General features: G+C 50.0%; 18 protein-coding genes. 10 read left to right on the forward strand and 8 right to left on the reverse strand.

Annotated elements, in window-relative coordinates; translation table 11 throughout:
• Positions 1-94: 94 nt before the first annotated feature.
• The 3 genes from B5M13_RS22600 to B5M13_RS22610 form a co-directional block, all read right to left on the reverse strand.
• Positions 95-1,162: an NAD(P)/FAD-dependent oxidoreductase gene (locus B5M13_RS22600; protein ID WP_080057826.1), complete on the reverse strand. Its 1,068-nt coding sequence runs from the start codon at positions 1,160-1,162 to the stop codon at positions 95-97.
• A 90-nt stretch (positions 1,163-1,252) separates the two neighbouring features.
• A complete protein-coding gene (gene cmk, locus B5M13_RS22605) occupies positions 1,253-1,969 on the reverse strand; it encodes a (d)CMP kinase (protein ID WP_080057827.1) in 717 nt (238 codons plus the stop codon).
• Between the two features lie 118 nt (positions 1,970-2,087).
• Entirely contained in the window at positions 2,088-2,663 is a 576-nt protein-coding gene (locus tag B5M13_RS22610) for a GNAT family N-acetyltransferase (protein ID WP_245859444.1), read from the reverse strand.
• A gap of 226 nt (positions 2,664-2,889) precedes the next feature.
• Between B5M13_RS22610 and B5M13_RS22615 the strand changes: the two genes are divergently transcribed.
• The 7 genes from B5M13_RS22615 (at position 2,890) to B5M13_RS22645 (ending at position 10,164) form a co-directional block, all read left to right on the forward strand.
• Positions 2,890-5,049 (forward strand): TonB-dependent receptor, encoded by a 2,160-nt coding sequence (locus B5M13_RS22615; protein WP_080057829.1) that lies wholly within the window; start codon positions 2,890-2,892, stop codon positions 5,047-5,049.
• Positions 5,050-5,147: 98 nt separating this feature from the next.
• Positions 5,148-5,798: a hypothetical protein gene (locus B5M13_RS22620; RefSeq protein WP_080057830.1), complete on the forward strand. Its 651-nt coding sequence runs from the start codon at positions 5,148-5,150 to the stop codon at positions 5,796-5,798.
• Positions 5,799-5,892: 94 nt separating this feature from the next.
• The gene (locus tag B5M13_RS22625; RefSeq protein WP_080057831.1) at positions 5,893-7,368 is read left to right on the forward strand and encodes a histidine kinase; all 1,476 of its coding nucleotides are present in this window, start codon (positions 5,893-5,895) and stop codon (positions 7,366-7,368) included.
• A 12-nt stretch (positions 7,369-7,380) separates the two neighbouring features.
• Positions 7,381-8,163, forward strand: coding sequence for a LytR/AlgR family response regulator transcription factor (locus tag B5M13_RS22630; protein ID WP_080057832.1), 783 nt, complete (start codon positions 7,381-7,383; stop codon positions 8,161-8,163).
• Between the two features lie 120 nt (positions 8,164-8,283).
• Positions 8,284-8,619 carry a translation initiation factor gene (locus B5M13_RS22635; protein ID WP_080057833.1) on the forward strand — a complete coding sequence of 112 codons (336 nt, stop codon included), beginning with the start codon at positions 8,284-8,286 and terminating at the stop codon, positions 8,617-8,619.
• A 52-nt stretch (positions 8,620-8,671) separates the two neighbouring features.
• Positions 8,672-9,325 carry a hypothetical protein gene (locus B5M13_RS22640; RefSeq protein WP_080057834.1) on the forward strand — a complete coding sequence of 218 codons (654 nt, stop codon included), beginning with the start codon at positions 8,672-8,674 and terminating at the stop codon, positions 9,323-9,325.
• Positions 9,326-9,447: 122 nt separating this feature from the next.
• Complete coding sequence (locus B5M13_RS22645) at positions 9,448-10,164, forward strand: SDR family oxidoreductase (RefSeq protein ID WP_080060043.1); 717 nt, start codon at positions 9,448-9,450, stop codon at positions 10,162-10,164.
• Positions 10,165-10,256: 92 nt separating this feature from the next.
• Here B5M13_RS22645 and B5M13_RS22650 read toward each other — a convergent pair whose 3' ends face one another.
• Positions 10,257-10,736: an ankyrin repeat domain-containing protein gene (locus B5M13_RS22650; protein ID WP_080057835.1), complete on the reverse strand. Its 480-nt coding sequence runs from the start codon at positions 10,734-10,736 to the stop codon at positions 10,257-10,259.
• Positions 10,737-10,909: 173 nt separating this feature from the next.
• On the opposite strand from B5M13_RS22650, the gene B5M13_RS22660 reads away from it, so the two are divergent.
• Positions 10,910-12,079 carry an exo-beta-N-acetylmuramidase NamZ family protein gene (locus tag B5M13_RS22660; protein WP_080057837.1) on the forward strand — a complete coding sequence of 390 codons (1,170 nt, stop codon included), beginning with the start codon at positions 10,910-10,912 and terminating at the stop codon, positions 12,077-12,079.
• Positions 12,080-12,089: 10 nt separating this feature from the next.
• Here B5M13_RS22660 and B5M13_RS22665 read toward each other — a convergent pair whose 3' ends face one another.
• The gene (locus B5M13_RS22665; RefSeq protein ID WP_155297315.1) at positions 12,090-12,611 is read right to left on the reverse strand and encodes a hypothetical protein; all 522 of its coding nucleotides are present in this window, start codon (positions 12,609-12,611) and stop codon (positions 12,090-12,092) included.
• 277 nt (positions 12,612-12,888) lie between these two features.
• Here B5M13_RS22665 and B5M13_RS22670 point away from each other — a divergent pair, with 277 nt between their 5' ends.
• Positions 12,889-13,956 carry a TolB family protein gene (locus B5M13_RS22670; RefSeq protein ID WP_080057839.1) on the forward strand — a complete coding sequence of 356 codons (1,068 nt, stop codon included), beginning with the start codon at positions 12,889-12,891 and terminating at the stop codon, positions 13,954-13,956.
• A 39-nt stretch (positions 13,957-13,995) separates the two neighbouring features.
• On the opposite strand, the gene B5M13_RS22675 is transcribed toward B5M13_RS22670, so the two are convergent.
• The 3 genes from B5M13_RS22675 to B5M13_RS22685 form a co-directional block, all read right to left on the reverse strand.
• Positions 13,996-15,087 (reverse strand): efflux RND transporter periplasmic adaptor subunit, encoded by a 1,092-nt coding sequence (locus B5M13_RS22675; RefSeq protein ID WP_170061172.1) that lies wholly within the window; start codon positions 15,085-15,087, stop codon positions 13,996-13,998.
• 115 nt (positions 15,088-15,202) lie between these two features.
• On the reverse strand, positions 15,203-18,430 hold the full coding sequence (locus tag B5M13_RS22680; RefSeq protein ID WP_080057841.1) for an efflux RND transporter permease subunit: 3,228 nt from the start codon (positions 18,428-18,430) through the stop codon (positions 15,203-15,205).
• Between the two features lie 102 nt (positions 18,431-18,532).
• Positions 18,533-19,966 carry a TolC family protein gene (locus tag B5M13_RS22685; protein ID WP_245859446.1) on the reverse strand — a complete coding sequence of 478 codons (1,434 nt, stop codon included), beginning with the start codon at positions 19,964-19,966 and terminating at the stop codon, positions 18,533-18,535.
• A gap of 403 nt (positions 19,967-20,369) precedes the next feature.
• On the opposite strand from B5M13_RS22685, the gene B5M13_RS22690 reads away from it, so the two are divergent.
• Positions 20,370-22,289: a sialate O-acetylesterase gene (locus tag B5M13_RS22690; protein WP_080057843.1), complete on the forward strand. Its 1,920-nt coding sequence runs from the start codon at positions 20,370-20,372 to the stop codon at positions 22,287-22,289.
• Positions 22,290-22,302: the final 13 nt, after the last annotated feature.

Here is a 22,302-nt window from a genome sequence, read left to right on the forward strand (position 1 = left end):
AAACGAGAACCGGGCCACCGGTGCAGTGAGAATGGCTAGCGCAGCACTAGCTTCCTGCATCGATCATTCTCTCTCCTCACTTCTAACTCCTAAGTTATTCACTTCTCGATAATAACGAAACACAACGGCTAATATTCGCTTCGGGCTCTAAATCTTCGCCATCTAGTAGATGCCGGGCAAATTGCTCTGCCAGATAAGGAGCAAGCGACACGCCTTTGGTGCCCATACCGCCAAAAATACCAACTGACGGATGCAAAGGATGCAGTCCGATAAAGGGACGACGGTCTTTGGTCGAAGGTCGGATACCGGCCTGTTGTGCCACAACTCTGTAAGGTACTTTTAAAATCTGCTGAACTTTCGACTCTAAAAACTCGCGACCGTCGTCGGTTGTTTGCCAATCCAGGTCATGCCAGGTATAGGTAGCTCCGATTTTGAGCAACCCCTCCCGAACCGGCAAAATAAATACACCCTGATTGACTATATTCTTAATAGAGTAACCCTCCGCAACCGCCGTCAGAACCTGTCCTTTTACGGGATTATACGGAAGCCAGTCAAATAATGGATTCTCGCGGGCTTGAACCCCATCACAAAATAGTACTTTCCCGATACTTAGCCCCTGCCATTCCACTTTATTATCACTGATTGTCAGGTCACGGGGTAAGATACAACCTTCAAAGTATTGATTTTTTTTTATAAAATACCCTTTAATGATTCTGACAAACTCAGTTAAATCCAACCACCCGGCCTGCGTCACTTCGATCCCACCGAATGGGTTATAGATAAACGGGCTATACACCTGGTCATCAGTCACTTTCTCTACATAGGGCTGAATATCGGGTTCACTGACATAGGTTAGATACGCTGTCTTTTCGTCCAGTGAGCGAAAGGGTCGGTAAATGTTTTTGGCCTGAAAGAACTTAACACCCAGATCCTGCTCGATCTGTTTGTAAAAGGTATGTAGGAACGGAAACAACTCATCGGCTTTCCAGGTGCGAACCAGCTTACGGCCCGTTAGTGGATTTACGATACCAGCCGCCACCGTCGATGCCGTTGGCAAAGCCGGATCATCGGCCAGTACAACCGAACAACCGCGCTGGTCAAGAGTCCAGGCCAGAGCTGACCCGGCCACACCTTGCCCCACAATTAAAAAATCAACGTTCATAATTTTCAGGCAGTAACCAAAAACTAAGAAAGGAAGGAAAAGGAGAAAGCTGTTATTCCTCCACCTCTCCTTCCTTTCTTAGTTTTTGGCTTATTTCACCAATACCTTATTTGCCCGTTCGCGGTGCAGCTCGGCCAGACGTCGGTCAGCCAGTTCGATTACCCAGTCAACCTGTTCTTCGATGGTCATGTACGATGTATCCAGCAAAATGGCATCGGGCGCCTGAACGAGTGGACTTTCAGCCCGTGTCGTATCGATGTGGTCGCGTTTCTCAAGGTTACTGATGATATCATCCAGATTGACCAGCTCTCCCTTAGCCAGTAGCTCCTGCTGACGACGCCGAGCCCGTGTATAGGTATCGGCCGTCATAAATACCTTCACTTCGGCATCAGGAAAAACTTTGGTACCAATGTCACGGCCATCCATTACCACTCCCCGTCGGCGACCCATTTGCTGTTGTTGCGCCACCATGGCCCAGCGCACCTCAGGAATGGCACTAACTTCACTGACAATATTGGAGATGTACATCTTGCGGATTTCATCTTCTACATTCAAGCCGTTCAGACAGGTTTCGTTCTTACCCGTACGCGAATTAAACTTGAAAGCGATGTGAATATTATCCAGTGCCATCAGTACATCCCGATGGCTGGAAAGCGATACTTTCTCCTGAATAAAATACAGGCTTACAGCGCGATACATGGCGCCGGTATCAATATATCCGTAGCCCATACGGGCCGCTACAGCTTTAGCGGTTGTGCTTTTCCCGCAGCTCGAATATCCATCAATGGCAATAACGATCTTCGGCATGAATGGTTGTCCGCCGAAGCGGCAATAGTCCTACAAAATAACCACAAAAATGGCGTATAGTTAAGCAAGTTTTTAGCAATAGCTACTATAATCCAACGAAATATTGGTGTATTACAAGTTACTTACTACCCTCTGCGGCATTTAACTGTTTGTGCTCGGATCGAAGAATGGCAAAAATGTGCTCGTCGAGGTACTGATTATTTTTGACGGCCGCTTTCCGATGAATGGCCTCGTGCCGATAGCCTGCATGCTCAAGCACCCGCATGGAGCCGATATTTCCTTCCAGTACACAGGCAAAGATGCGGTTTACCTGAAAATTCTGAAAGATATAATTGGTCATGATCGGAACCGCTTCCGACATGACCCCACGTCCCCAATAATCTTCGCTGATCCAATAGCCAATTTCGGCATTGTAGCGATAGATATCATCTTTTACCGTAAACCCGATGTTGCCAACGGCCTGTCCATTTATTTCGATGGCCATGTTGCTGGGCTGCTGGTACGATTTGTTTGAGCGTATCCAGGAATGGGCATCGCGGGGGGTATAGGGGTACGGAAAAAAATCCCGTACATTATTCCAGATATGTCGATTGCTGGCGTGGTGAATCAATGAATCTTCATCGCCCTCACGCCAGGGACGCAACTGACCGATAGAAAGGGGGAAGCAAATCAAAGTAGTAGTTGACGGAGTCACAGGTGTAAAGGTAAATTACGTCACTAACTACGTATATTACCAAATGTTTATCGTCTAAAACTGGCTTTTAACCACGTAAGTTTCCGATCCGACTGGCTATCAGGAGCCAACAATTCATCTTGCCCCTACCCTAGTTCACTCCACTCCTTTCGGGATTCGTCAGAAAATGAGTTAACACGGCTCTACAAGGTGATAGCTTTGGTTCATCCAAACAGCCACCGCACTGATGAAACCTGTTTACTTCCTCTGCATACTCTTCCTCTGCTCGACGGCTACGGCACAAACCAGGCTGACAGGTCGGGTGCTGGATCAGAAAGGACGTGCTTTACCCGGTGCCAATGTGTTTCTTAAAGGTACCTACGATGGAGGCAATACCGATAGTACCGGCACGTTCCGGTTTACTTCAGCCCGAAACGATACGGCAACCTTGCTGGTATCATACATTGGTTACGAACCTTTTAGCCAGAAAATAACCCTTGGTAGCTCCACACCGCTAACCATTCGGCTTCAGGAAGCGACCAACGAACTGAATACGGTAGTCATTACAGCAGGCTCGTTTGAAGCATCGGATGAAAAGCGCATGACCATGCTGAAACCGATGGATATTGTTACCACGGCCGGGGCTAATGCTGACATAACGGCTGCGATGAACCTGCTACCCGGTACGCAGCGGGTGGGCGAACAAACGGGCTTGTTTGTCAGGGGCGGTTCAGGCGAAGAAGCCAAAGTTGTTATTGATGGCATGATTGTACAGAATCCCTATTTCAGTTCGATGCCCGATGTGCAGTCGCGGGGCCGGTTTCAGCCGTTTATGTTCAAAGGTACTTCGTTCAGTACGGGCGGGTATTCGGCCCAGTATGGTCAGGCGCTTTCGTCGGTATTGCTCCTGAACACAACCGATAAATCCCAAAATGAAGGCCTTGGCCTAAGCATAAATCTGGCTAACACCGGGTTGAGCTACGATCACACAAGCAATAAATCGTCTATTTCGGCAACGGCCTATTACGGCAATCTGAAACCGTTATTTACCCTGGTTCGGCAAAATATCGACTGGACACAGGTTCCTGAATTTGCGGGCACCTCACTCACCTACAGGTTGCAACCCAGCAAGACCGGCATGCTTAAATGCTACGGAATGTATTCGGCCAGTCAGCTTGGCATGAACTTCATCGACCCATCGAACGATGCCGGGAAAACGGCTTTTAAACAACGAAACAACAACTTTTTTACCACCAGTACCTATACCGATAGCTGGGCCGATGGTCGCTGGTTACTCTATTCTGGCCTGTCGTACAGCTACGATACAGATGCCACCACCTTCGATGCCTACGATTTTGGCCGATCAAGTGAGCGGTTACAGGGCCGAGCCGTACTAACACGATTGCTGCCGAATAACAATACATTCCTGTTCGGTACGGAAGCCAGCCGGGTTACGCTTCGCAATACAGTTATGGGAACCCGCTACGCGCTGCACGATAACTACGCAGCTCTGTTTGTCGAATCGCAAACCTACCTGGGCCGGAATCTGGCTATTCAGCTTGGAATTCGGGGCGAATATGCATCGGTCATCAATCGGTTCAACCTGGCTCCTCGCCTGTCGATGGCCTATAAAACCGGCCTATACAGTCAGGTTTCACTGGCCTATGGGCAATTTTACCAGACTCCGGATTATCGTTACCTGTATCTGAACCGCAGCCTCACCTACGAACGCGCCGACCACCTGATTCTTAACTACCAGATTATCAAAAACAAACGCACCTTCCGAATCGAAACATTCTATAAAAACTACGCTGAATTGGTCCGTGAATTCACCGGGCAGCCGTTCGACGCCAACCCTTACCGCTTTCCCATCGGCCAGACCGACAATTCGGGAAATGGATATGCCCAGGGATTCGACATGTTCTGGCGCGATCAGAAAACCATTAAAGGACTCGACTACTGGATTACGTATAGCTATGTCGACTCGAAACGGCTTTTCCAGCAATTCACTGTATCCGCTACGCCAACGTTTATTTCGAACCATAACATCAGCCTGATTGGTAAACGGTATTTCGAGAAAATCAGCACAAACCTCGGCCTAACGTACACCATCAGCAGCGGTCGCCCGTATTACAATCCCAACAATGAAACGTTCCTGGCCGACCGGACGCCGATGGTTAATAACCTCAGTTTTTCGGCCAGCCATATTACCCGAATCAATAAAAATCTGGTCGTGCTGTATGCATCAGTCGACAATATCCTCAACACACACAATGTATACACCTACCGCTATACTCCCGACAACAAAACGCGCTATGCAGTGGGGCCACAATCGTATCGAAGTTTTTTTGTGGGTGGTGTGATTATGCTTTCCCGAAAAGCCAACGTAAACGTCAACGAATTATAACTCACTGGCCCGCCCGCTCCAGCGGATCGTTCCAGGCTGGCCATTTAAACCGATGATCGAGTCAAACTGGAACCTGGCTCGCTTAAAACATAAGCTTCATGAAAACCCTTATCCTTCTCGGTATCTCTACGCTCGGTACAATAGCCCCAGTCTGGGCGCAGTCTGACCAATACAAGCAGGCTATGAGCCAGGCAATCGGCGCCTTGCAAACGCAAACTATGCAGACTTCAGCTACTGATTTACAGGCGCTAGCCAATCAGTTTGAACGTATCGCCAGTGTTGAAACTAAAGAATGGCTACCCCGGTATTATGCAGGCTTGATGTACGTTTATCTGGGCTTTACGGGAAAAGATGAAGCCGCCAAAGACAAATACCTGGACCAGGCCGACGCGAATCTGAAAGCAGCCGAAGCCCTCTCACTCAATAACGACGAGCTGGTTGTACTGAAAGCCTACATTGCCCAGTCGCGAATGGTAGTCGATCCCATGAATCGCTGGCAACAGTACGGCCCATTGGCTCAGGCGGGTATTGAAAAAGCGAAAAGCCTGAATGCCGCCAATCCACGCCCGTATGTACTGGAAGGGACCTCGCTGATGTACACCCCCGAGCAGTTTGGCGGTGGTCCTACTACTGCCTGCCCCGTGCTGAAACAGGCCGCCGAAAAATTTGCTACATTTAAACCTGCCAACGACCTGTCGCCAAACTGGGGGCAAAAGCAGATCGAACCGCTATTAGCCAAGTGTAAATGAGTTTACGGTTTTCGGCTTACGGATGGTTAACCTATTTCTTATGTCAGCCATTTGTAAGCCGAAAACTGAAGACCGTAACCCGTAAACGAAGAAAATGACGCGCGAACAACTCATTGGTACGATTGGCAAGAATGGCCGACGGGTCAATATGATGGGCTCCGATCTGGAACATTTCGACTTTAGCGGCCTTGACCTGACCCAAGCTGATCTAAGCTTTTCGAACCTCGGTAAAGCTAACTTTCGGGGAGCCATTCTCCGGCAGGCCAACTTAAGTTTCTCCAATCTGGAAGGGGCCGACTTTACGGATGCGGACCTCTACGAAGCCAACCTGAATTTCAGTTCACTAGAAGAGGTAAACCTGACCGGAGCCAATGTTGAAGGAGCTACCTTCAACTTTTCAGGTCGGAGCAAATACCGTTCAAAATCGGAAATACGTCCTGAGCCGATTACATTAACCACCATTCTACAAAAACCAGGTTGGGGAACGCTGATTGGAATGATGTTAGGGGCCCTGCTGATCTACGGCTCGAACGCCATCATCTACTTTACCAATCTGATTCTGACCACTCAGGACCCGAACATGGTGGGTTTGTATCGGTTTCTGGTCGTTCAGAATATGACCGATGGTGCAGTTACATATCTGCTGACCTGGGCACTCTCAGGCTGGCTCATTAATCAGTTTCCGGCCATATGGGTCCGGCATGTGTTTATGAGCCTGATTATCATTTGTAGCTTCACTATCGTGAATATGGGTCTTTATGAGGTTCTGGGACGGCCTCATGTCGAAGTGCTGCTGAAACGTCCAGAGGGCATCGATCAAACAGCGCCCTGGTATGCCTATGTGATGGGAGATCTGCTGATTGCCAACCTGTTTTTGTACGTATTACAACAAGGCAGGCAACTGACGCGTAAGCTCTCCGAGCAGGAATTCCAGTTGCTGAATCTGGAAAAACTGAAAACCCGTGCCGAACTAGACGCTTTACAAGCCAAAATTAACCCGCATTTTCTGTACAATGCCCTCAACAGCATTGCCAGCCTGGTTCACGAAGACCCCGACAAGGCCGAAGAAATGACGCTACTCTTGTCCAAACTATTTCGGTATTCGACCGGACGCAACGGCGAGCTGTACGCAACCCTGTCGGACGAACTGGAAATGGTTCGCACCTATCTACAGGTAGAGCAGGTCCGGTTTGGCAATCGACTCGCGTTCAGCGTAGAAGTGTCCGACCCGTCGCTGAATGACCTGAAATTACCACAGTTTCTATTGCAGCCCATTGTCGAAAACGCCATCAAACATGGTATTGCCAAACGGGCCGATTCGGGTCGGATCGACGTCAGAATTTACGAAAAAGCCAAAGAGTTACACCTGTGTGTACACGACAATGGCCCGTCTTTTCCCGACGATATGGACGGCGGCTATGGCCTTCGCAGTATTCAGGATAAACTAAAACTACTATATGGCAACGATGCCCGCGTTGAACTCCAGAACTGGCCGCTTAAACAGGTGTTGATCTCGATCAGCATGGATAAAATTCGTAATACCGATACCGCTGTAACTCCCGACGCTTAATCTCAACGCGTTATGACTTTCCCCCTAAAAACCATACTGATCGACGACGAATCGCTGGCCATCAGCCGATTGCGCCGATTGCTCGATAAACACCGCGACACGTTCGACATTATAGGCGAAGCCACCAACGGAGCTGAAGGACTAACCCTGATTGAAGCCGAACACCCGGACATTATTTTCCTTGACATCGAAATGCCCTTGCTAAATGGGTTCGAAATGCTGGCAAAAGTGACCACTGTACCGATGGTAGTGTTTGCCACGGCCTTCAATCAATACGCCATCCGTGCCTTTGAAGAAAACTCAGTCGACTACCTGCTCAAGCCGATTGAAGCCGATCGGCTAGCCCGAACCGCCCAAAAAATCCGTAACCTGGTCGAACGGAACGATTCGAGTCAACCCGTCAGTAACCCTATGACCGACAGTGTGATGCGCTTACTGGCCCAGATGCAACCGAAGAAGGAGATTTATTCGATCTCGGTTAAAACCGGCGAAAAAATCATTCTGATACCTCTGTCTGATATTGCGTACTTTGAGGCTGAAGATAAATACGTTTTCCTGGCCACCCTCGACGGCCAGAAATACCTGACCAGTTACACGCTGACGACGCTCAACGAAAAACTACCCGATACGTTCGTACGCATCAGTCGGTCGGTTATGGTCAATCGGCATAAGATTGGTGAAATCCACCGCCATTTCGACGGTAAATTCGTATTGGCGATGAACGACCGGAAAGGAACGAAACTGACCAGTGGCAGCACGTATGGCGAAGCGGTGCGGCAGTTGATGGAGTTATAGAGGCTGTGTATCCATTAATTTTCCTGTCTATACAACCTTACCCATCCGTTTAGGGTCTACATCTACTGAACGAGAGTTTGGCCTAAAGCCATTAGCTTTGTACTTAAATAGGCATGGCATATGAGCAAGAAAAACAGGTCGGGAATCGTATTTTCCACCAATCCAGATTTTCACTATGAATCAGACGAGCCATCGGAGGCCGAGACGCTGCCTGCTGTTCAGCAAAACCTGAAAATCTGGCTGGTTAAACTAGGTGGAAATAAAGTTGTTACCACTGTCCGAGGATTTATCGGCAGTACGGCTGATTTGGCCGATTTAGGCAAGCAGCTCAAAACAGCCTGTGGATCGGGAGGATCGACCAAAGACGACGAAATTCTGATTCAGGGCGATCACCGCGACAAAGTCCTGACCTGGTTGGCCAGCAAAGGCTACAAAGCGAAGAAAGCAGGCGGTTGATTATCGTCATCTTCCGTCAAACGACTACCTCACGAACCACTCCTCCTTCTCCATGAAACACAATCTACTTACACTAGTCGTACTGATCTGCTCAGGCATAGCCCACGCCCAATCCTGGCAAGGGCAGATCGGTATTAATCTGGCTACGCTACCAGGTCGGTCAATCGAATTAACCACCGCCTGGAGCCCGGACCTGAACCGTTGGGCGCTGGTGGCTAGCGCGGGGTATACCTATCAGAATCATGCCAGTCGAATCCCTTCCGGCTATTTGTGTGATTGCGGCCTCAGCGCCATCAATACGTCGGGCGCTTCGGCCAAAGTTGGTGCGCGAATCGACGCCATTCGGACGGTCAAACCCACCACCCGAATTGGCCTGCCGATTGGCGTACTGCTGATTGGCTCCCAGTATGACCAGAACGCCACGATTCGATCATTTCCGAGCGGACAGGACATTTTTTCCACGCAATCGGCAAGCGGATTTATAATGGGGTTAGGTGTAACCGCAGCGATGAACATCCGGTTTTCGCCACGCTGGAATATGGACCTCGGCCTCCAGAAATTTATCGGACTGAGCAAACGTACGGATTATCTGCTCTTTGATAAGTACATGACCTACCAGCCGGGCATTGGCCTCACAAACTGGGACACGTTCTGGCCGGGCATACAGGGAATTGCTACGCTAAACTATCGGTTTCATTCACGGTAAACCAGCCTAAACGTTTCAGTGAACGCATCCCCTGGGCGCTGTAATGAAATCGGTTTACCAAAAACCTTTCTGTTGGCTTCGGGGTTATGGGCGAAACAGAAACCATTCCGTTCATAGTCCTCATGGCAGATAGTATCAAAACCGCACTTATTACGGGCGGCTCAAAAGGCATCGGCTACGGTATTGCCGAAGTGCTCATCAACGAAGGAATTCGGGTAGCTATTACCAGCCGCTCGTCGGTAGCCGCCGAATTGGCAGCCGCCAAACTGAATGACATCAAGCCCGGTTATGCATTAGGCATCGGTGCCGATGTACGCGATTTAGCCTCACAGCAACGAGCCGTCGACACTATTCTACAAACATGGGGGCGGCTGGATTATGCGATCGCGAATGCCGGTGTCGGCCACTTTGCGTCCATTCAGGACCTTACCCCCGAACTGTGGCACGAAACCATAGACATCAACCTGACTGGCGTATTTTACACCGCCAAAGCAGCTCTCGACGCCCTGAAGAAATCGGAAGGCTACTTCATTACCATTGCCAGTCTGGCGGGTACAAACTTCTTCGAGAAAGGAGCGGCTTATAACGCCAGCAAATTCGGACTGGTCGGGTTCACACAAGCGGTCATGCTCGACCTGCGAAACGAAGGCATCAAAGTATCGACCATCATGCCGGGTTCGGTTGCTACGTACTTCAACGACCACCAGCCCAGCGAAAAAGACGCCTGGAAAATCCAGCCGGAAGATATTGGTCAGATCGTTTCGGACCTGATCAAAATGCCCGCCCGCACGCTCCCCAGTAAAATTGAAGTACGCCCAACCCGTCCAGGAGGGAAATAGATAGATGTTATTGATGAGCGTAACGCGGGAGGAAACCCGCGCTCTTCTTTTTAATCGCGGGTTTCCTCCCACGTTACGCTCATCAATAACATCTATAACCATTGCAACGCTTCTTCATTGCTCTTTTGAATGGCTAGATCGCGGGCGGTCAACCCCCGGCTATCCTCAATAGAAGCATCAGCGCCATGATCCAGTAACAGTCTGGCCAGTTCATTTCGGCCAAAAAGGACAGCAAACATCAGAGCTGTACTACCGTTGACATTCTGTCTATTCAAATCGGCCCCACTCTCGATCAACGAACGGGCAATGTCAGGATAGCCTTTAAAAGAAACGCCCATCAGCGCCGTGTTGCCGTGTACGTCCTGTCCATTCACATCGGCATTGGCGTCCAGCAAAACCCGGATCGCTTCCAAATGACCGCTATACGTAGCCAGAATCAACGGCGTAAATCCCTGCTCATTCTGGATGTTGACCTCTACCCCATTATCAATAAGTTGGTTCAGGTAACGAACATCGCCGTTGCGAGCGGCCTCAAAAAGCAAATCTTCGGGCCGGGTAGATTGGCTAGACATAGTGAATGTGTTTAAGTTGGTCATGAAGTAAACACTTGACAACGACATCTTTGTTCTGAAAATAGCAACGAAAACTCAGCAAACTTCTGGATTGAATCTCTGATTCACACCTATTCCTTGCAGACTTCTCCAAAGTTCTGAACTTTGAGGAAGTGGCCTTCTTCTCCCGCATCATGGTTTCCTTTGGTATCGATCGCTTCCTAGAACAGGCAGTAAATTTTCAGCAACAACGGATTGCTCTTGTCACCAATCAGGCCGCTACCACGGCCTCGTATATACCTTCCCGGCATGCTTTGCTAACTGCTGGATTTCCGGTAACCAAATTGTTCTCCCCTGAGCATGGGCTGGATTCGATTGGCGAAGATGGCAGGCCTATGCCGAATGGAACGGATCCATTGACGGGTCTTCCTATTGTCAGTCTATACGGTACCAAACTTCAGCCTTCAGCTGACGACCTGGCCGATATTGATGTGGTCATTGTGGATTTACCCGACATCGGTTGCCGATTTTACACCTACCTGTGGACGCTTACGCACGTTATGGAAGCCTGTTCGCACTATGACAAACCATTAATTCTGCTCGACCGACCAAATCCGCTTTCCGGGCGAATAGATCAAGTTGAAGGCCCTATCCTCGATGAATCCACCTGCTCGTCCTTTATTGGCCGATGGGCTATTCCGCTCCGACACGCCTGCACCTTTGGCGAATTGGCCCGGTACTGGCAACATCAACGTTTTTCCAATCTATCAGTTACTGTTGTAAAAGCCGAAGGCTGGCACCGGACTTATTTTTCACGCGATTGGCAACCCTCGTTTGTTCCAACCTCGCCAGCTATGGTCAATTCGGAATCGGCTGTCCTTTATCCGGGCTTGGGCCTGCTGGAAGCCACTAATCTGAGCGAAGGACGCGGAACCGCAACCCCGTTCCAACTGGCTGGTGCGCCCTGGCTGGATGCATATACGCTTACGAATCAATTCAATGCGATGGCCGTTCCGGGTATTATTGCCCGTGCCTTGACGTTTACACCCCAAAGTGGTAAATACGCTGGTGAACTATGCCAGGGGGTGATGTTTCACATTACGGATGCTACTGTATTTAAGGCGGTTTTGTCTGGGATGCTTTTCATTAAGCTTGTCTACGACTTTCATCCCGACGAGTTTAGCTGGGCTCCCTACCCCACTTACGTGAACCCAACGGGAAATCAACACCTGGACAAGCTCCTGGGTATACCTGACTCAGAAGCCTTGTTCGAGCAACCATTCGATTCGTTTCTGCAAACGAGTCAGACAGTAACTGACTGTAGGAGGTGGGAAGAGATGATTAAGCCGTATTTACTGTATTAACTTTTAAGAATTAGCCCTCCAATTGCCGTAAACGTTGTTGATTCGTTTGTCGATTGTTTTGCGTTTGCAGATGCAGTTTCCGGTTTAGCTCAAGCCGCGATTCGTATTTACTGCTCAGCAGCCGCCTGATCGCTTCATTGTGATGATTCAGGATCTTAAGCTTCCGGTTTTCCAGCAGAAGAATGATTCTCTCTAAATGGGCCAGTAAATCGCCATAATAGATATCCAGTCGTACATACCAATCCTTAAGCCGCGCATCGCCTGATATAGAGGAGGTATAGGACTTGGTCGATAGGAGTCGCTTCCATTCCTGTTCTAACGCCTGAATGTGAATCTGAATCGGTTGCCCATCAAATGCTTCAACAGGCAGGCACAGGCAATCGCCATTATCGACAAGGATAGCAGTCGTCAACGTCCACTGGTTTACAACAAGTTGCGTTAGTAGCTCGAATGCGGATTCATAACTCTGAACCCAGTGAGCCACATTCTCATAGTGAACTCCTTTATACATTCCGTCCATCAAGAGCATCATCGCGTATCGAACTAGTAGAAAACAGTATAAATTGACGGTTTAACCAAACTGACAAATTAAAAAGCGCTTATCGAATAAACATAACTATATATTTCAAACTATATCTTTCCGGTAAATAAAACTTATAACGTGGGTAGAAACCCGCGCTCTTTTTTTTAAATCGCGGGTTTCTACCCACGTTATAATGAGCATCCAACTTCTTAGCCAATCTATTATAGACCATACAGTTCCAACTGTATCCTGAAAATTGGAGTCTATGCTGTTAAAACATTGTACGATGAAACGGTTTCTTTTCCTATCCCTCCTCTTAGCGATTGCCAGTAACTGCGGTCCATTACTTCCCGACCAGTACACACAAGGCCAGTTCCCCGAAACCGTCGAGAACTTAGGGGATATTAATTCCGTCGATGACGATTATAACTCGACCAGTCATGTTGTGGGAAATATCATGGCGCTGGTATTCTCCTCTAAACGAGGAGGGCGAACCGATTTCGACTTCGTTCATGAATCGCTGGAAACGTCCTTTAATCTACGAAACGGAGCAATTACGTTTGATTCTCATCCCTACGGAGGCTTAGATGTTGTCGAAGAGCAAAGTCCACTGACCTGGGCCACCGGCAAAGCCAACTCCAATGCCAACGAATTAGGCCCTTATATCCGCTCGTTTACCCATGATTTAAACATCAGTACGTCATACAGTGATACGCACTTCGGAGAGTATCTGATGCTGTTTGCTTCCGATCGGACTGGCAATCTGGATATTTACCTGACACATAATTATCAGTCATCACCCACTTCCGTAAGCGGCCTGTCGAGTCGGGTCAGCAATAAGGTATTTGTCGATCCTAAGCCGGTATCCTTCCTCAACTCGCTCTATGATGACGCCTATCCAACGTTTGACAAAACCAACCAAACCATTTACTTTACGTCTAACCGGGCCGGTTCGTTCGATGTATACAAAGCTACTTTACCAACTCTCTCTCCGTCCGCATTACCAGCCCAATTAACCACGCTGGCCGATGTCCCGATTGAAAAGGTAACAGCTCTGTCTTCCTCAGCCGATGATAAATGCCCGTTTATCCGTGGAGATAAGTTGGTATTTACGTCTAACCGTCCGGGAGGTTATGGTGGATTCGATCTGTATTACAGCCAATGGACGTCAGGGGGCTGGTCAGCTCCTGTCAATTTCGGTCCTGCCATCAATACAAAGTATGATGAATACCGCCCTATTCTGGTCAGTGTAAACCAGTTTAGTAATCAACTAATGCTCTTTTCCTCGAATCGTCCGGGAGGCAAAGGCGGGTTCGACTTATATCGGGTGGGTATTCCCATCAATCAGCCGTAGGTTTTATAGCTCTTCGACGCATTATTTCATCTAACTATTTTACTGCTGAATGGCTTTCACTTCCTGCCCATCCCGGATTTCTTCGGATGCTTTTTTGACAATGGCCATACCCGGCTGAACGTCGCCAAATACTTCGACCAGGCTGTCCAGCACATTACCTTTTTGCACCGAAACCCACTGTGCCCGGTTGCCCTGTACCTTAATTAGAAACATCTTCTCGCTGGAGTTGACTACGGCAGTTGTCGGTACAAACAGGGTTTTAGCCGTACGCTCGATAGGCATCTGCACCTCGGCATACATACCGGCTTTCAGTTCATGTGCAGCATTCGGCACATCAAACTCAGCTATCATCGACCGATTGGCTTCAACCAGACTCTGGGCCGAACGAGCCAGTTTTGCATTGAACCGATGATCGGGCATGGCGTTGACCGTAAACGAAACCGAACTATTGGCAGGCAACTGATTAGCGAACAACTCAGGGATAGCCACCGTCAGGCGAAGGGTTCGGCTGTCTTCCAGCACAAATAACGGTTTACCGCTATCACCCGCGCCGACCAAGGCACCGGGGCTGATATTCCGCTCGATAACAATACCATCAAACGGGGCCGTAATGGTCAGGTATTGGCGTAGTTCGGTCTTCGCCTGATAGTTGGAACGGGATGCCTGCACGGTTCCCCTCGCTACAGCAACCATAGCGCTGTCGGCCTCCATGCGAGCCTGCGCCTGGTCGAGTTCATTGGCGGATACGGCTCCTTCCATTTTGGCCGTTTGCAACAGCCGCGTATACGTCAGTTTGCTGGCACGGGCACGGGTTGTCTGTTCCACCAGCGTGGCCTCCTGCGCCTGTAGCTGCGCCTGAGCCTGACTCAGCTCGGAAATAACTTCGGGCGCATCCAGCCGAGCCAGTACCTGCCCTTTACGAACAACAGTACCCCGGTCGACTGAAACGTCCCGGACAAACCCCTTTACTTTGGCGTACATACTCACCCGGTTCCAGGGTTTCAGTTCACCGGGGAGCGTAACCCGTTTGCTGGGCTGGAGCGACTGCACTGTCGATACCACTACCTGCTGAATTTCGGGCTCTTTAACCGATATCTTATGGTCACTGCTGGCGGAAGTGCAGGCAACCATAGCTGTAGATATGCATAGGCTCAGGGATAAAGAGCGAAAGAGCGAAAGAGTGAAAGAGCGATTATCGTGAAAAGAAGCCATGTCTGTTGCCATTGAAAGGATGTAAAGACCAATTTTATGCTGTAGCACTTAGTTCGGGATGATAGAATTTGCTTTCCGGGTCTTCGGGATCGAGCGATACGGATTGGATAGCGGCTTTGGCCTGAAGTTGCGTAAACACACAGGGCAGAATCAGCAAAGCGGCCAATGTAGACGCAATCAACCCACCGATAACTGCCTGACCCAATGGGGCAATCTGATCGCCCCCTTCGCCCAGACCCGAAGCCATCGGCACCATCCCGGCAATCATGGCAATACTGGTCATCAGGATGGGGCGAATCCGGCTGTTAGCTGCCAATACAGCAGCCTTTCGGGTTTCGCCTATTTCCAGTCGTAAGTTCTCGGCGTTCGTTACCATCAGAATCGCATTGGCTACCGATACCCCTACTGACATAATCAGCCCCATATACGATTGCAGGTTCAGCGTAGCGCCACAGGCCAGCAACATCAGCAAGGCCCCCGCTACCACAGCCGGAATAGCCGCCAGGATAACCAGCGACAGCTTAAACGACTGGTAGTTGGCCGCCAGCAGTAAGAAGATAATGATAATCGCGACCAGCAGACCTGTTTGCAAACTGCTCAGTGTATCGGCTAGCAGCCGGGTTTGGCCCCGCATCTCCACAATAACCCCACGGGGTGGATCGCCAGCGTCTTTGATAGCCTGCATAACGGCTTTCTGGGCCGTACCCAGGTCTTTTTTCTGAAGATTGGCCGTCACCGTCACTAGCCGGTTTGGTCCTGCCCGGTCGTATTCGCCGGGGGCCGTCCCTTCCGAGAACGTAGCCACATCCGACAGGAGCGGGCGCATTTCACCACTTTTCAACGGAATATTCCCGATGTCGCTGGTATTAGCCATCTGATATTCAGGAATCTGTACCTGCACCTGATACGCCAGCCCTTTCGAATCGTCGAGCCAGAGGTTTTTATCGGTAAAGCGGCTCGACGATGTAGCCGCCACCATCGACCGGGCCACTTGCGTCGATGTAACCCCCAACTGCCCGGCCCGTTCGCGGTTCATGGTCACGTTCAGGATCGGGTACGATAGCGGCTGGGCTATCTGCACATCGCGCAGGTAAGCAATCTGGTTCATCCGGTCTTTGATTTTGTTCGCAAACCGTCCTGCTTCATTCAGGTCTTTGGCAGCTACGGTCACTTCAATTGGTGTAGCCGATCCCTGACTCATGATTTTGTCGACCAGTTCAATCGGCTCAAACGAAATGCGGGCATTGGGTAAGGCACTGGCAATCCGACTACGTAACTGCTCTTTCAGATCATCCATCTTCACCGGAAAATCTTCGTGTAGCGACACCTGCAAAACGGCTTCATGTGGGCCGCTGTTGAACACAAAGATGTTTGATGTACCATAGCTGGACGGCACCGTACCGACATAAGCCGATGAAATATCAAGATGCTCAGGGCCTACTTCCTTTTTGATAATATCGAGGACTTTCAAGGTCGCCAGCTCGGTCCGTTCTACCCGTGTACCATCAGGAACACGCAACCGAAGCTGAAACTGGTGGCTGTTGGCATGAGGCAGAATATCCGTCCCGATCACCAGAAAACAAACCACAATTATCGCCAGCGAGCCGATCAGATAACCACCCACTACCAGCCCCCGATGGTTTATAATCGTTTCAAGCTGAGCCGTATACCGTTGCTTGAACTTCTCAAAACCCGTAGCATTTTTTGTTGGATGGGCCGCTTCGTCCAGCATCATGTGGCGTTCCTGGGCGTCTAGCGCTAACGTTGGCGCTTCGTGCTTAGGATGGGCTTTCAACAGCCAATTGGCCATCACCGGCACGAGTGTCTGCGACAGGATGAACGAGGCAATCATGGCAAACCCTACGGAAAGTGACAGCGGCAGAAACATGGAACGGGGGATGCCACTCATCACAAAGGCCGGGGCAAACACCGCCAGAATAGCCAGCAGAATCAGGAATTCGGGGAAAATGATTTCCTTACAGGCATCCCAGATCGCAACCGCTTTCGGCTTGCCTTCTTCCAGATGCTGGTGAATATTTTCAATCGTCACCGTCGCCTGATCGACCAGGATACCAATGGCCAGTGCCAGCCCCGACAGCGTCATGATGTTGATAGTTTGCCCGAACAGATTGAGCAGAATCACCGCCGACAGCACCGAAATCGGGATGGTCAGTACGACAATAATCACACTCCGCCAGTCGCGCAGGAAAAGTAATACCATCAAGCCAGTCAGGATAGCGCCCAAAACCCCTTCTGTCACCAGACTTTTAAGTGCGTTGGTCACATACACCGACTGGTCGAATTCGTACGAAATCTTTACATCTTCGGGTACAGCCGCCTGTAGTTCGGGCATCGCCTTGCGGATGTTGTTCACGACATCAAGCGTCGAGGCATCCGACTTTTTGACCACCGGAATGTATACCGCCCGTCGACCGTTGACCAGTGCATAACTGACCGTTACGTCGGCGGCATCCTCCACCGTTCCAATATCCCGTACAAACACCGTTGGGCCCGTACCAATCCGAATCGGAATATTCAGAAAATCTTCCGGGCGTTTCACCAGCGAATTTACGGGGGTCATCAGCGCTTTATCCCCAATCCGAATATTCCCGGCGGGCGATGGCTGGTTATTGGTCGTAATGGCTTTAATGACCTCTTCAGGCGTAAGCTGATAACTACGCACCAGTTGCGGATTCACCCGGATAACGATGGTACGCTGGTTCCCTCCAAACGGTGGAGGACTCGACACGCCCGGAATCCGGGAGAACATCGGCCGCACACGAGACGAGGCATAATCCTGAATTTCGTTCAATGACCGACTCTGACTTTCAAACACCAATTGCCCTACCGGCACCGAACTGGCATCGAAACGCACCACCTGGGGCGGCACCGTACCCTCAGGCATATAGGCTTTTGCGCGTGAAACGTTGTTGGCTACCTCGGCTGCAGCCTGCGCCATATCGGTGCCCGGATAAAATTGCAGCTTGATCAGCGATAGTCCCTGAATCGTTTTTACCTCAACATCGCGAATCCCCGATACGTAGAGAAAGTGGTCCTGATAACGAGTAGCGATAAACCCGTCCATCTGGTCGGGAGCCATACCCCCATAAGGCTGTACTACGTAAATAGTCGGTAGATCGAGGTTCGGGAAAATGTCGACCGGGATAGTAAACAGGGACATCACAGCGAAGAACAACAGTCCCATAACCGCTACCACCACCGAAATCGGCTTTCGCAGCGCAGATCGAATGATTGAATTCATCTTAGTATAGCATTCTGTTTTCAGTTTTCAATTAGTTGCTGTGAGGCTGACAAACGCGTCAGCCCCGGCGAGGACTCGCAACTGTAGACACTAAAAACTGGTTTATTTTACCTGATTCATAAATAGCGACAAATCCCCTTCAGCAGCGGCTTTCAGCAGTAGAAACCGCCAGACATTACTGGTGGCTACGTAGCCATCGACTTCGGCCCTATTGAGCGTAACCACACTCTGTAGCAGGGTCGGCAAATCGGTTAAACCACTGGTATAGCGAGCCTTAGCCTGATCGTATGCCTGACGAGCCGCCCGTAGCTGAAGCGGGGCCTGACGCGCCTGTTCCAGTGCTACGTCATACTGCGTATCTGCTTCCTGGTACTGTCGGTTGATTCGCAAACGCTGCTCATTGAACAATTGCCGGAATCGCTCTATCTGAAACTGATCGGCCTGGTAATCACGTCTGGTGCGTATCATATTGGTTAAATTCCAGCGAGCCACGATTCCAACGAGGTAATTCCCTACCTGATAGCCGAGGCCATTAATCTGATTATTCAGAAAAATATCTCCTTGATTGGAAAAGCCCGAACCACGCGCATTACCTACCCCGACCAGTGAAATCATGGGTATCCCCGATCGCTGGGTTGCTAAACTCCGGGCCGCCGACAGATTGACCTGTGATTCGAACAGTCGAAGCGTTGGGTTCTTGGGCGAAATGGAATCCGACAGAAACGAATCGTTAGGCAGATTGGTGTAGAAGCGCATACTGTCGACCCGGAGGTTGGTCTGCAACAAGCCCGTTAGTTCGGATAACCGGAGCCGTTGTACCTGCTCGCGCTGCTGACTCTCGAGTAGAAGCAAACGCGCCCGAACGGCCTCTGCTGTGGCCAGCGCACTATCGACGCCCGCCCGCATACCCGACCGGACTCCCGAATCGACTACCCGTTTGAAGGTTTCGGCCCGGTCTAGGTTACTCCGTTGTATCTGAACCAGTTTCTGATTGATCAGTAAAAGCAGATAGGCATCGATGGTGCGCACCTGATGCTGAAACACTTCATTTTCATAATCGACCTGACTCCGTTGCAGATCGGCGTTGGCTACGCCAATGTTCGCTTTGATCCGCCCAAACGTGATAGCCCGCCATTCGATAGAAGCGGTCGAAAAACTACCAAAACTAGCCTGCGAAATCGCGACAGGCCGTACACCACCCGATGTAGAAATATTGACGCTTTCATTTGGGAAGAAAGACCCATTCAGGCTGTTACTGGTGGCATAGTTGTACTGATGCTGAAGCAGCATAATCGGCATCAGTTCAGTCCGACTGGCCTGTACCCGACGCTCGGCACTACTGATTTCGGCCTGCTTCGCTTTCAGAAACGGATACTGTCGTACGCTCTGCTCGACCACCTGATTCAGCGAGAGTGCCTGTCCCCAGGACGGTAGCCCGGATAGACTCAACCCCACCAGAATACACCCAGTTTGCCAGTACCGGTTTCTCGTTATTAAAAACCGTTGTCGAACGTAAGCGAAAAAAAAGCTCGTCATGTCCATACACCTGACGGCCCTTTAGCCGACAGTCAGGTGTATGCAAAACACTGCATCAATTTTGGAAACATTTGGGAAAACAGGTAGTTGGGGATACGTTTAAAAACTATCTCCCCCATAAAACACACGATTGTATGGCAATCGGAGTTATCGGCTTTTCATCAACAGCACATTCCTATAGTACCTCTTTTAATTGTGCTGATATGCACAAGCCAGAGTTTAACGGTATTAGTTGCCTTCTCTATCATTTAGAGCAAAATAAATAGTTAGTAAACCGATAGTCTATGCTTTTTGAACTCGAACCGCGATCAATTATGGGAGAGTCATCCTTAGTAGCGGTTTATTTTTCGCGCTATCTCTGCAACCGATTGCATAGAATACTAAATCCGTTAATGCACGTATAATGAAGCACCTACTAATTATTTGTTTGCTCTGTATTTTAACGAACTCAACGCAGGCTCAGCTTCGCTTGCCCCGCCTAATCAGCAACGGAATGGTATTGCAGCGCGACACGCCCCTGAACATATGGGGATGGGCCAAAGCGGGTGAAAAAATTACGGTGCGTTTCAACCGGAAAACCTACAAAACCGTCACCGATGCTACCGGAAAATGGCAGGTCAAGTTGCCATCGACAGCAGCAGGTGGCCCCTACAGCATGGATATCGTGGGCAGTACGCAACTAACCGTAAACGATATTCTGATGGGGGATGTATGGTTTTGTAGTGGGCAGAGCAATATGGTTCACCAGCTCAACATTCATGACGTGACCTATGCCAACGAAATTGCGAAAGCCAACTATCCGCAAATTCGCCAGTTCTGGATTCCCACCCTTACGAACCTGCAGGGACCTCAGAGCGATCTGCCCAATGGCCAATGGAAAGCTGCTGTTGGGGAAGATGTCCGCCCGTTCTCGGCTGTAGCTTATTTCTTTGCCAAAAAAATTCACCAACAGTATGGGATACCTATCGGCATCATTAACGCCAGTGTAGGCGGTACCCCCATCGAAGCCTGGATGAGTGAAGAGGGCCTGACCGATTTTGTTACCCTAAAAGCTACTGCTGAGAAGAATAAAGACACCACCTATATCAACAGTCTGTCCCGACGACAGCCCACCCACCGACCGGCTCCTCCTGTAGATTTAGGACAGACAGGAGCCACCAAATGGTATGACCCGGCTTACGTTCCCAAAGGCTGGCGGCCTATCAATATTCCCGGTTATTGGGAAGATCAGGGCATTAAAGACCTGAACGGTGTGGTTTGGTATCGACGGGAAATTACCATCCCGGCCTCTATGGCTGGTAAACCGGCCCGCGTCTTTCTGGGGCGAATCGTCGATGCCGACGAACTCTATATCAATGGCAAGTCGGTCGGTCGAACCACCTATCAGTACCCACAACGCCGGTATGCCGTTCCGCCCGATTTGCTGAAAGCTGGTAAAAACGTGTTTGTCGTGCGGGTGACCAATATGGCCGGGAAAGGTGGCTTTGTACCCGACAAGCCGTACTGTGTTTTTGCGGGTGCCGATACGGTCGATCTGAAAGGGACATGGCAGTATAAAGTCGGCACCGTTTACCGGCCCGTCGAAGGAGTTTTTGGTGGCGGCATCGCGGCTCAGAATCAGCCAACGGCCTTGTATAATGCCATGGTAGCTCCCGAAATCAAGTTCGCCATCAAAGGTTTTTGCTGGTATCAGGGCGAAAGTAACGCCGGACAACCTGAGCAGTACCGAACCTTATTACCTGCTCTGATCAAAAACTGGCGAAATCAATGGCAACAGGGAGCGTTGCCCTTTCTATTCATCCAGCTTCCGGGCTTTATGGACTACAACTATCTCCCTTCTGAAAGCAACTGGGCTATTCTGCGGGAAGGTCAACTCAACGCCTTATCGGTACCCAACACGGCTATGGTTGTCGCCATTGACCTGGGCGAATGGAACGATATTCACCCCGACAATAAACAGGGAGTTGGAGAACGGCTGGCCCTGGCCGCTTTGAAAACCGCTTACCACGAAAACCTGGTTTCTTCAGGTCCTTTGTATCAATCAGCGCAGGTCGACGGCAACAAAATAACGATCAGCTTTACCCATGTTGGCGGTGGCTTGATCACCCATGATGGCGAGGAACTGGGCGAGTTTGCCATTGCGGGCAGCGACAAAAAATTCGTGTGGGCAAAGGCAAAAATCGAAGGTGATAAAGTGGTCGTTTGGAGCGACGAGGTACTTTCGCCCAAATTCGTGCGATACGCCTGGGCCGATAACCCCGTGAATCCCAACCTATATAATAAGGAGGGACTACCCGCTTCACCGTTCCGAACCGACAACTAATCTTCCTAAACCG

It is taken from the genome of Spirosoma aerolatum (genome assembly GCF_002056795.1).
Classification (GTDB): Bacteria; Bacteroidota; Bacteroidia; order Cytophagales; family Spirosomataceae; genus Spirosoma; species Spirosoma aerolatum.

Coding starts and splice junctions, on each gene's coding strand:
- B5M13_RS22645 (WP_080060043.1), top strand. CDS start 9,448: ATGGCAGATAGTATCAAAACCGCACTTATTACGGGCGGCTCAAAAGGC.
- B5M13_RS22640 (WP_080057834.1), top strand. CDS start 8,672: ATGAAACACAATCTACTTACACTAGTCGTACTGATCTGCTCAGGCATA.
- B5M13_RS22685 (WP_245859446.1), bottom strand. CDS start 19,966: ATGACGAGCTTTTTTTTCGCTTACGTTCGACAACGGTTTTTAATAACG.
- cmk (WP_080057827.1), bottom strand. CDS start 1,969: ATGCCGAAGATCGTTATTGCCATTGATGGATATTCGAGCTGCGGGAAA.
- B5M13_RS22660 (WP_080057837.1), top strand. CDS start 10,910: ATGGTTTCCTTTGGTATCGATCGCTTCCTAGAACAGGCAGTAAATTTT.
- B5M13_RS22670 (WP_080057839.1), top strand. CDS start 12,889: ATGAAACGGTTTCTTTTCCTATCCCTCCTCTTAGCGATTGCCAGTAAC.
- B5M13_RS22600 (WP_080057826.1), bottom strand. CDS start 1,162: ATGAACGTTGATTTTTTAATTGTGGGGCAAGGTGTGGCCGGGTCAGCT.
- B5M13_RS22665 (WP_155297315.1), bottom strand. CDS start 12,611: ATGATGCTCTTGATGGACGGAATGTATAAAGGAGTTCACTATGAGAAT.
- B5M13_RS22680 (WP_080057841.1), bottom strand. CDS start 18,430: ATGAATTCAATCATTCGATCTGCGCTGCGAAAGCCGATTTCGGTGGTG.
- B5M13_RS22635 (WP_080057833.1), top strand. CDS start 8,284: ATGAGCAAGAAAAACAGGTCGGGAATCGTATTTTCCACCAATCCAGAT.
- B5M13_RS22615 (WP_080057829.1), top strand. CDS start 2,890: ATGAAACCTGTTTACTTCCTCTGCATACTCTTCCTCTGCTCGACGGCT.
- B5M13_RS22650 (WP_080057835.1), bottom strand. CDS start 10,736: ATGTCTAGCCAATCTACCCGGCCCGAAGATTTGCTTTTTGAGGCCGCT.
- B5M13_RS22620 (WP_080057830.1), top strand. CDS start 5,148: ATGAAAACCCTTATCCTTCTCGGTATCTCTACGCTCGGTACAATAGCC.
- B5M13_RS22630 (WP_080057832.1), top strand. CDS start 7,381: ATGACTTTCCCCCTAAAAACCATACTGATCGACGACGAATCGCTGGCC.
- B5M13_RS22675 (WP_170061172.1), bottom strand. CDS start 15,087: ATGGTTGCCTGCACTTCCGCCAGCAGTGACCATAAGATATCGGTTAAA.
- B5M13_RS22690 (WP_080057843.1), top strand. CDS start 20,370: ATGAAGCACCTACTAATTATTTGTTTGCTCTGTATTTTAACGAACTCA.
- B5M13_RS22625 (WP_080057831.1), top strand. CDS start 5,893: ATGACGCGCGAACAACTCATTGGTACGATTGGCAAGAATGGCCGACGG.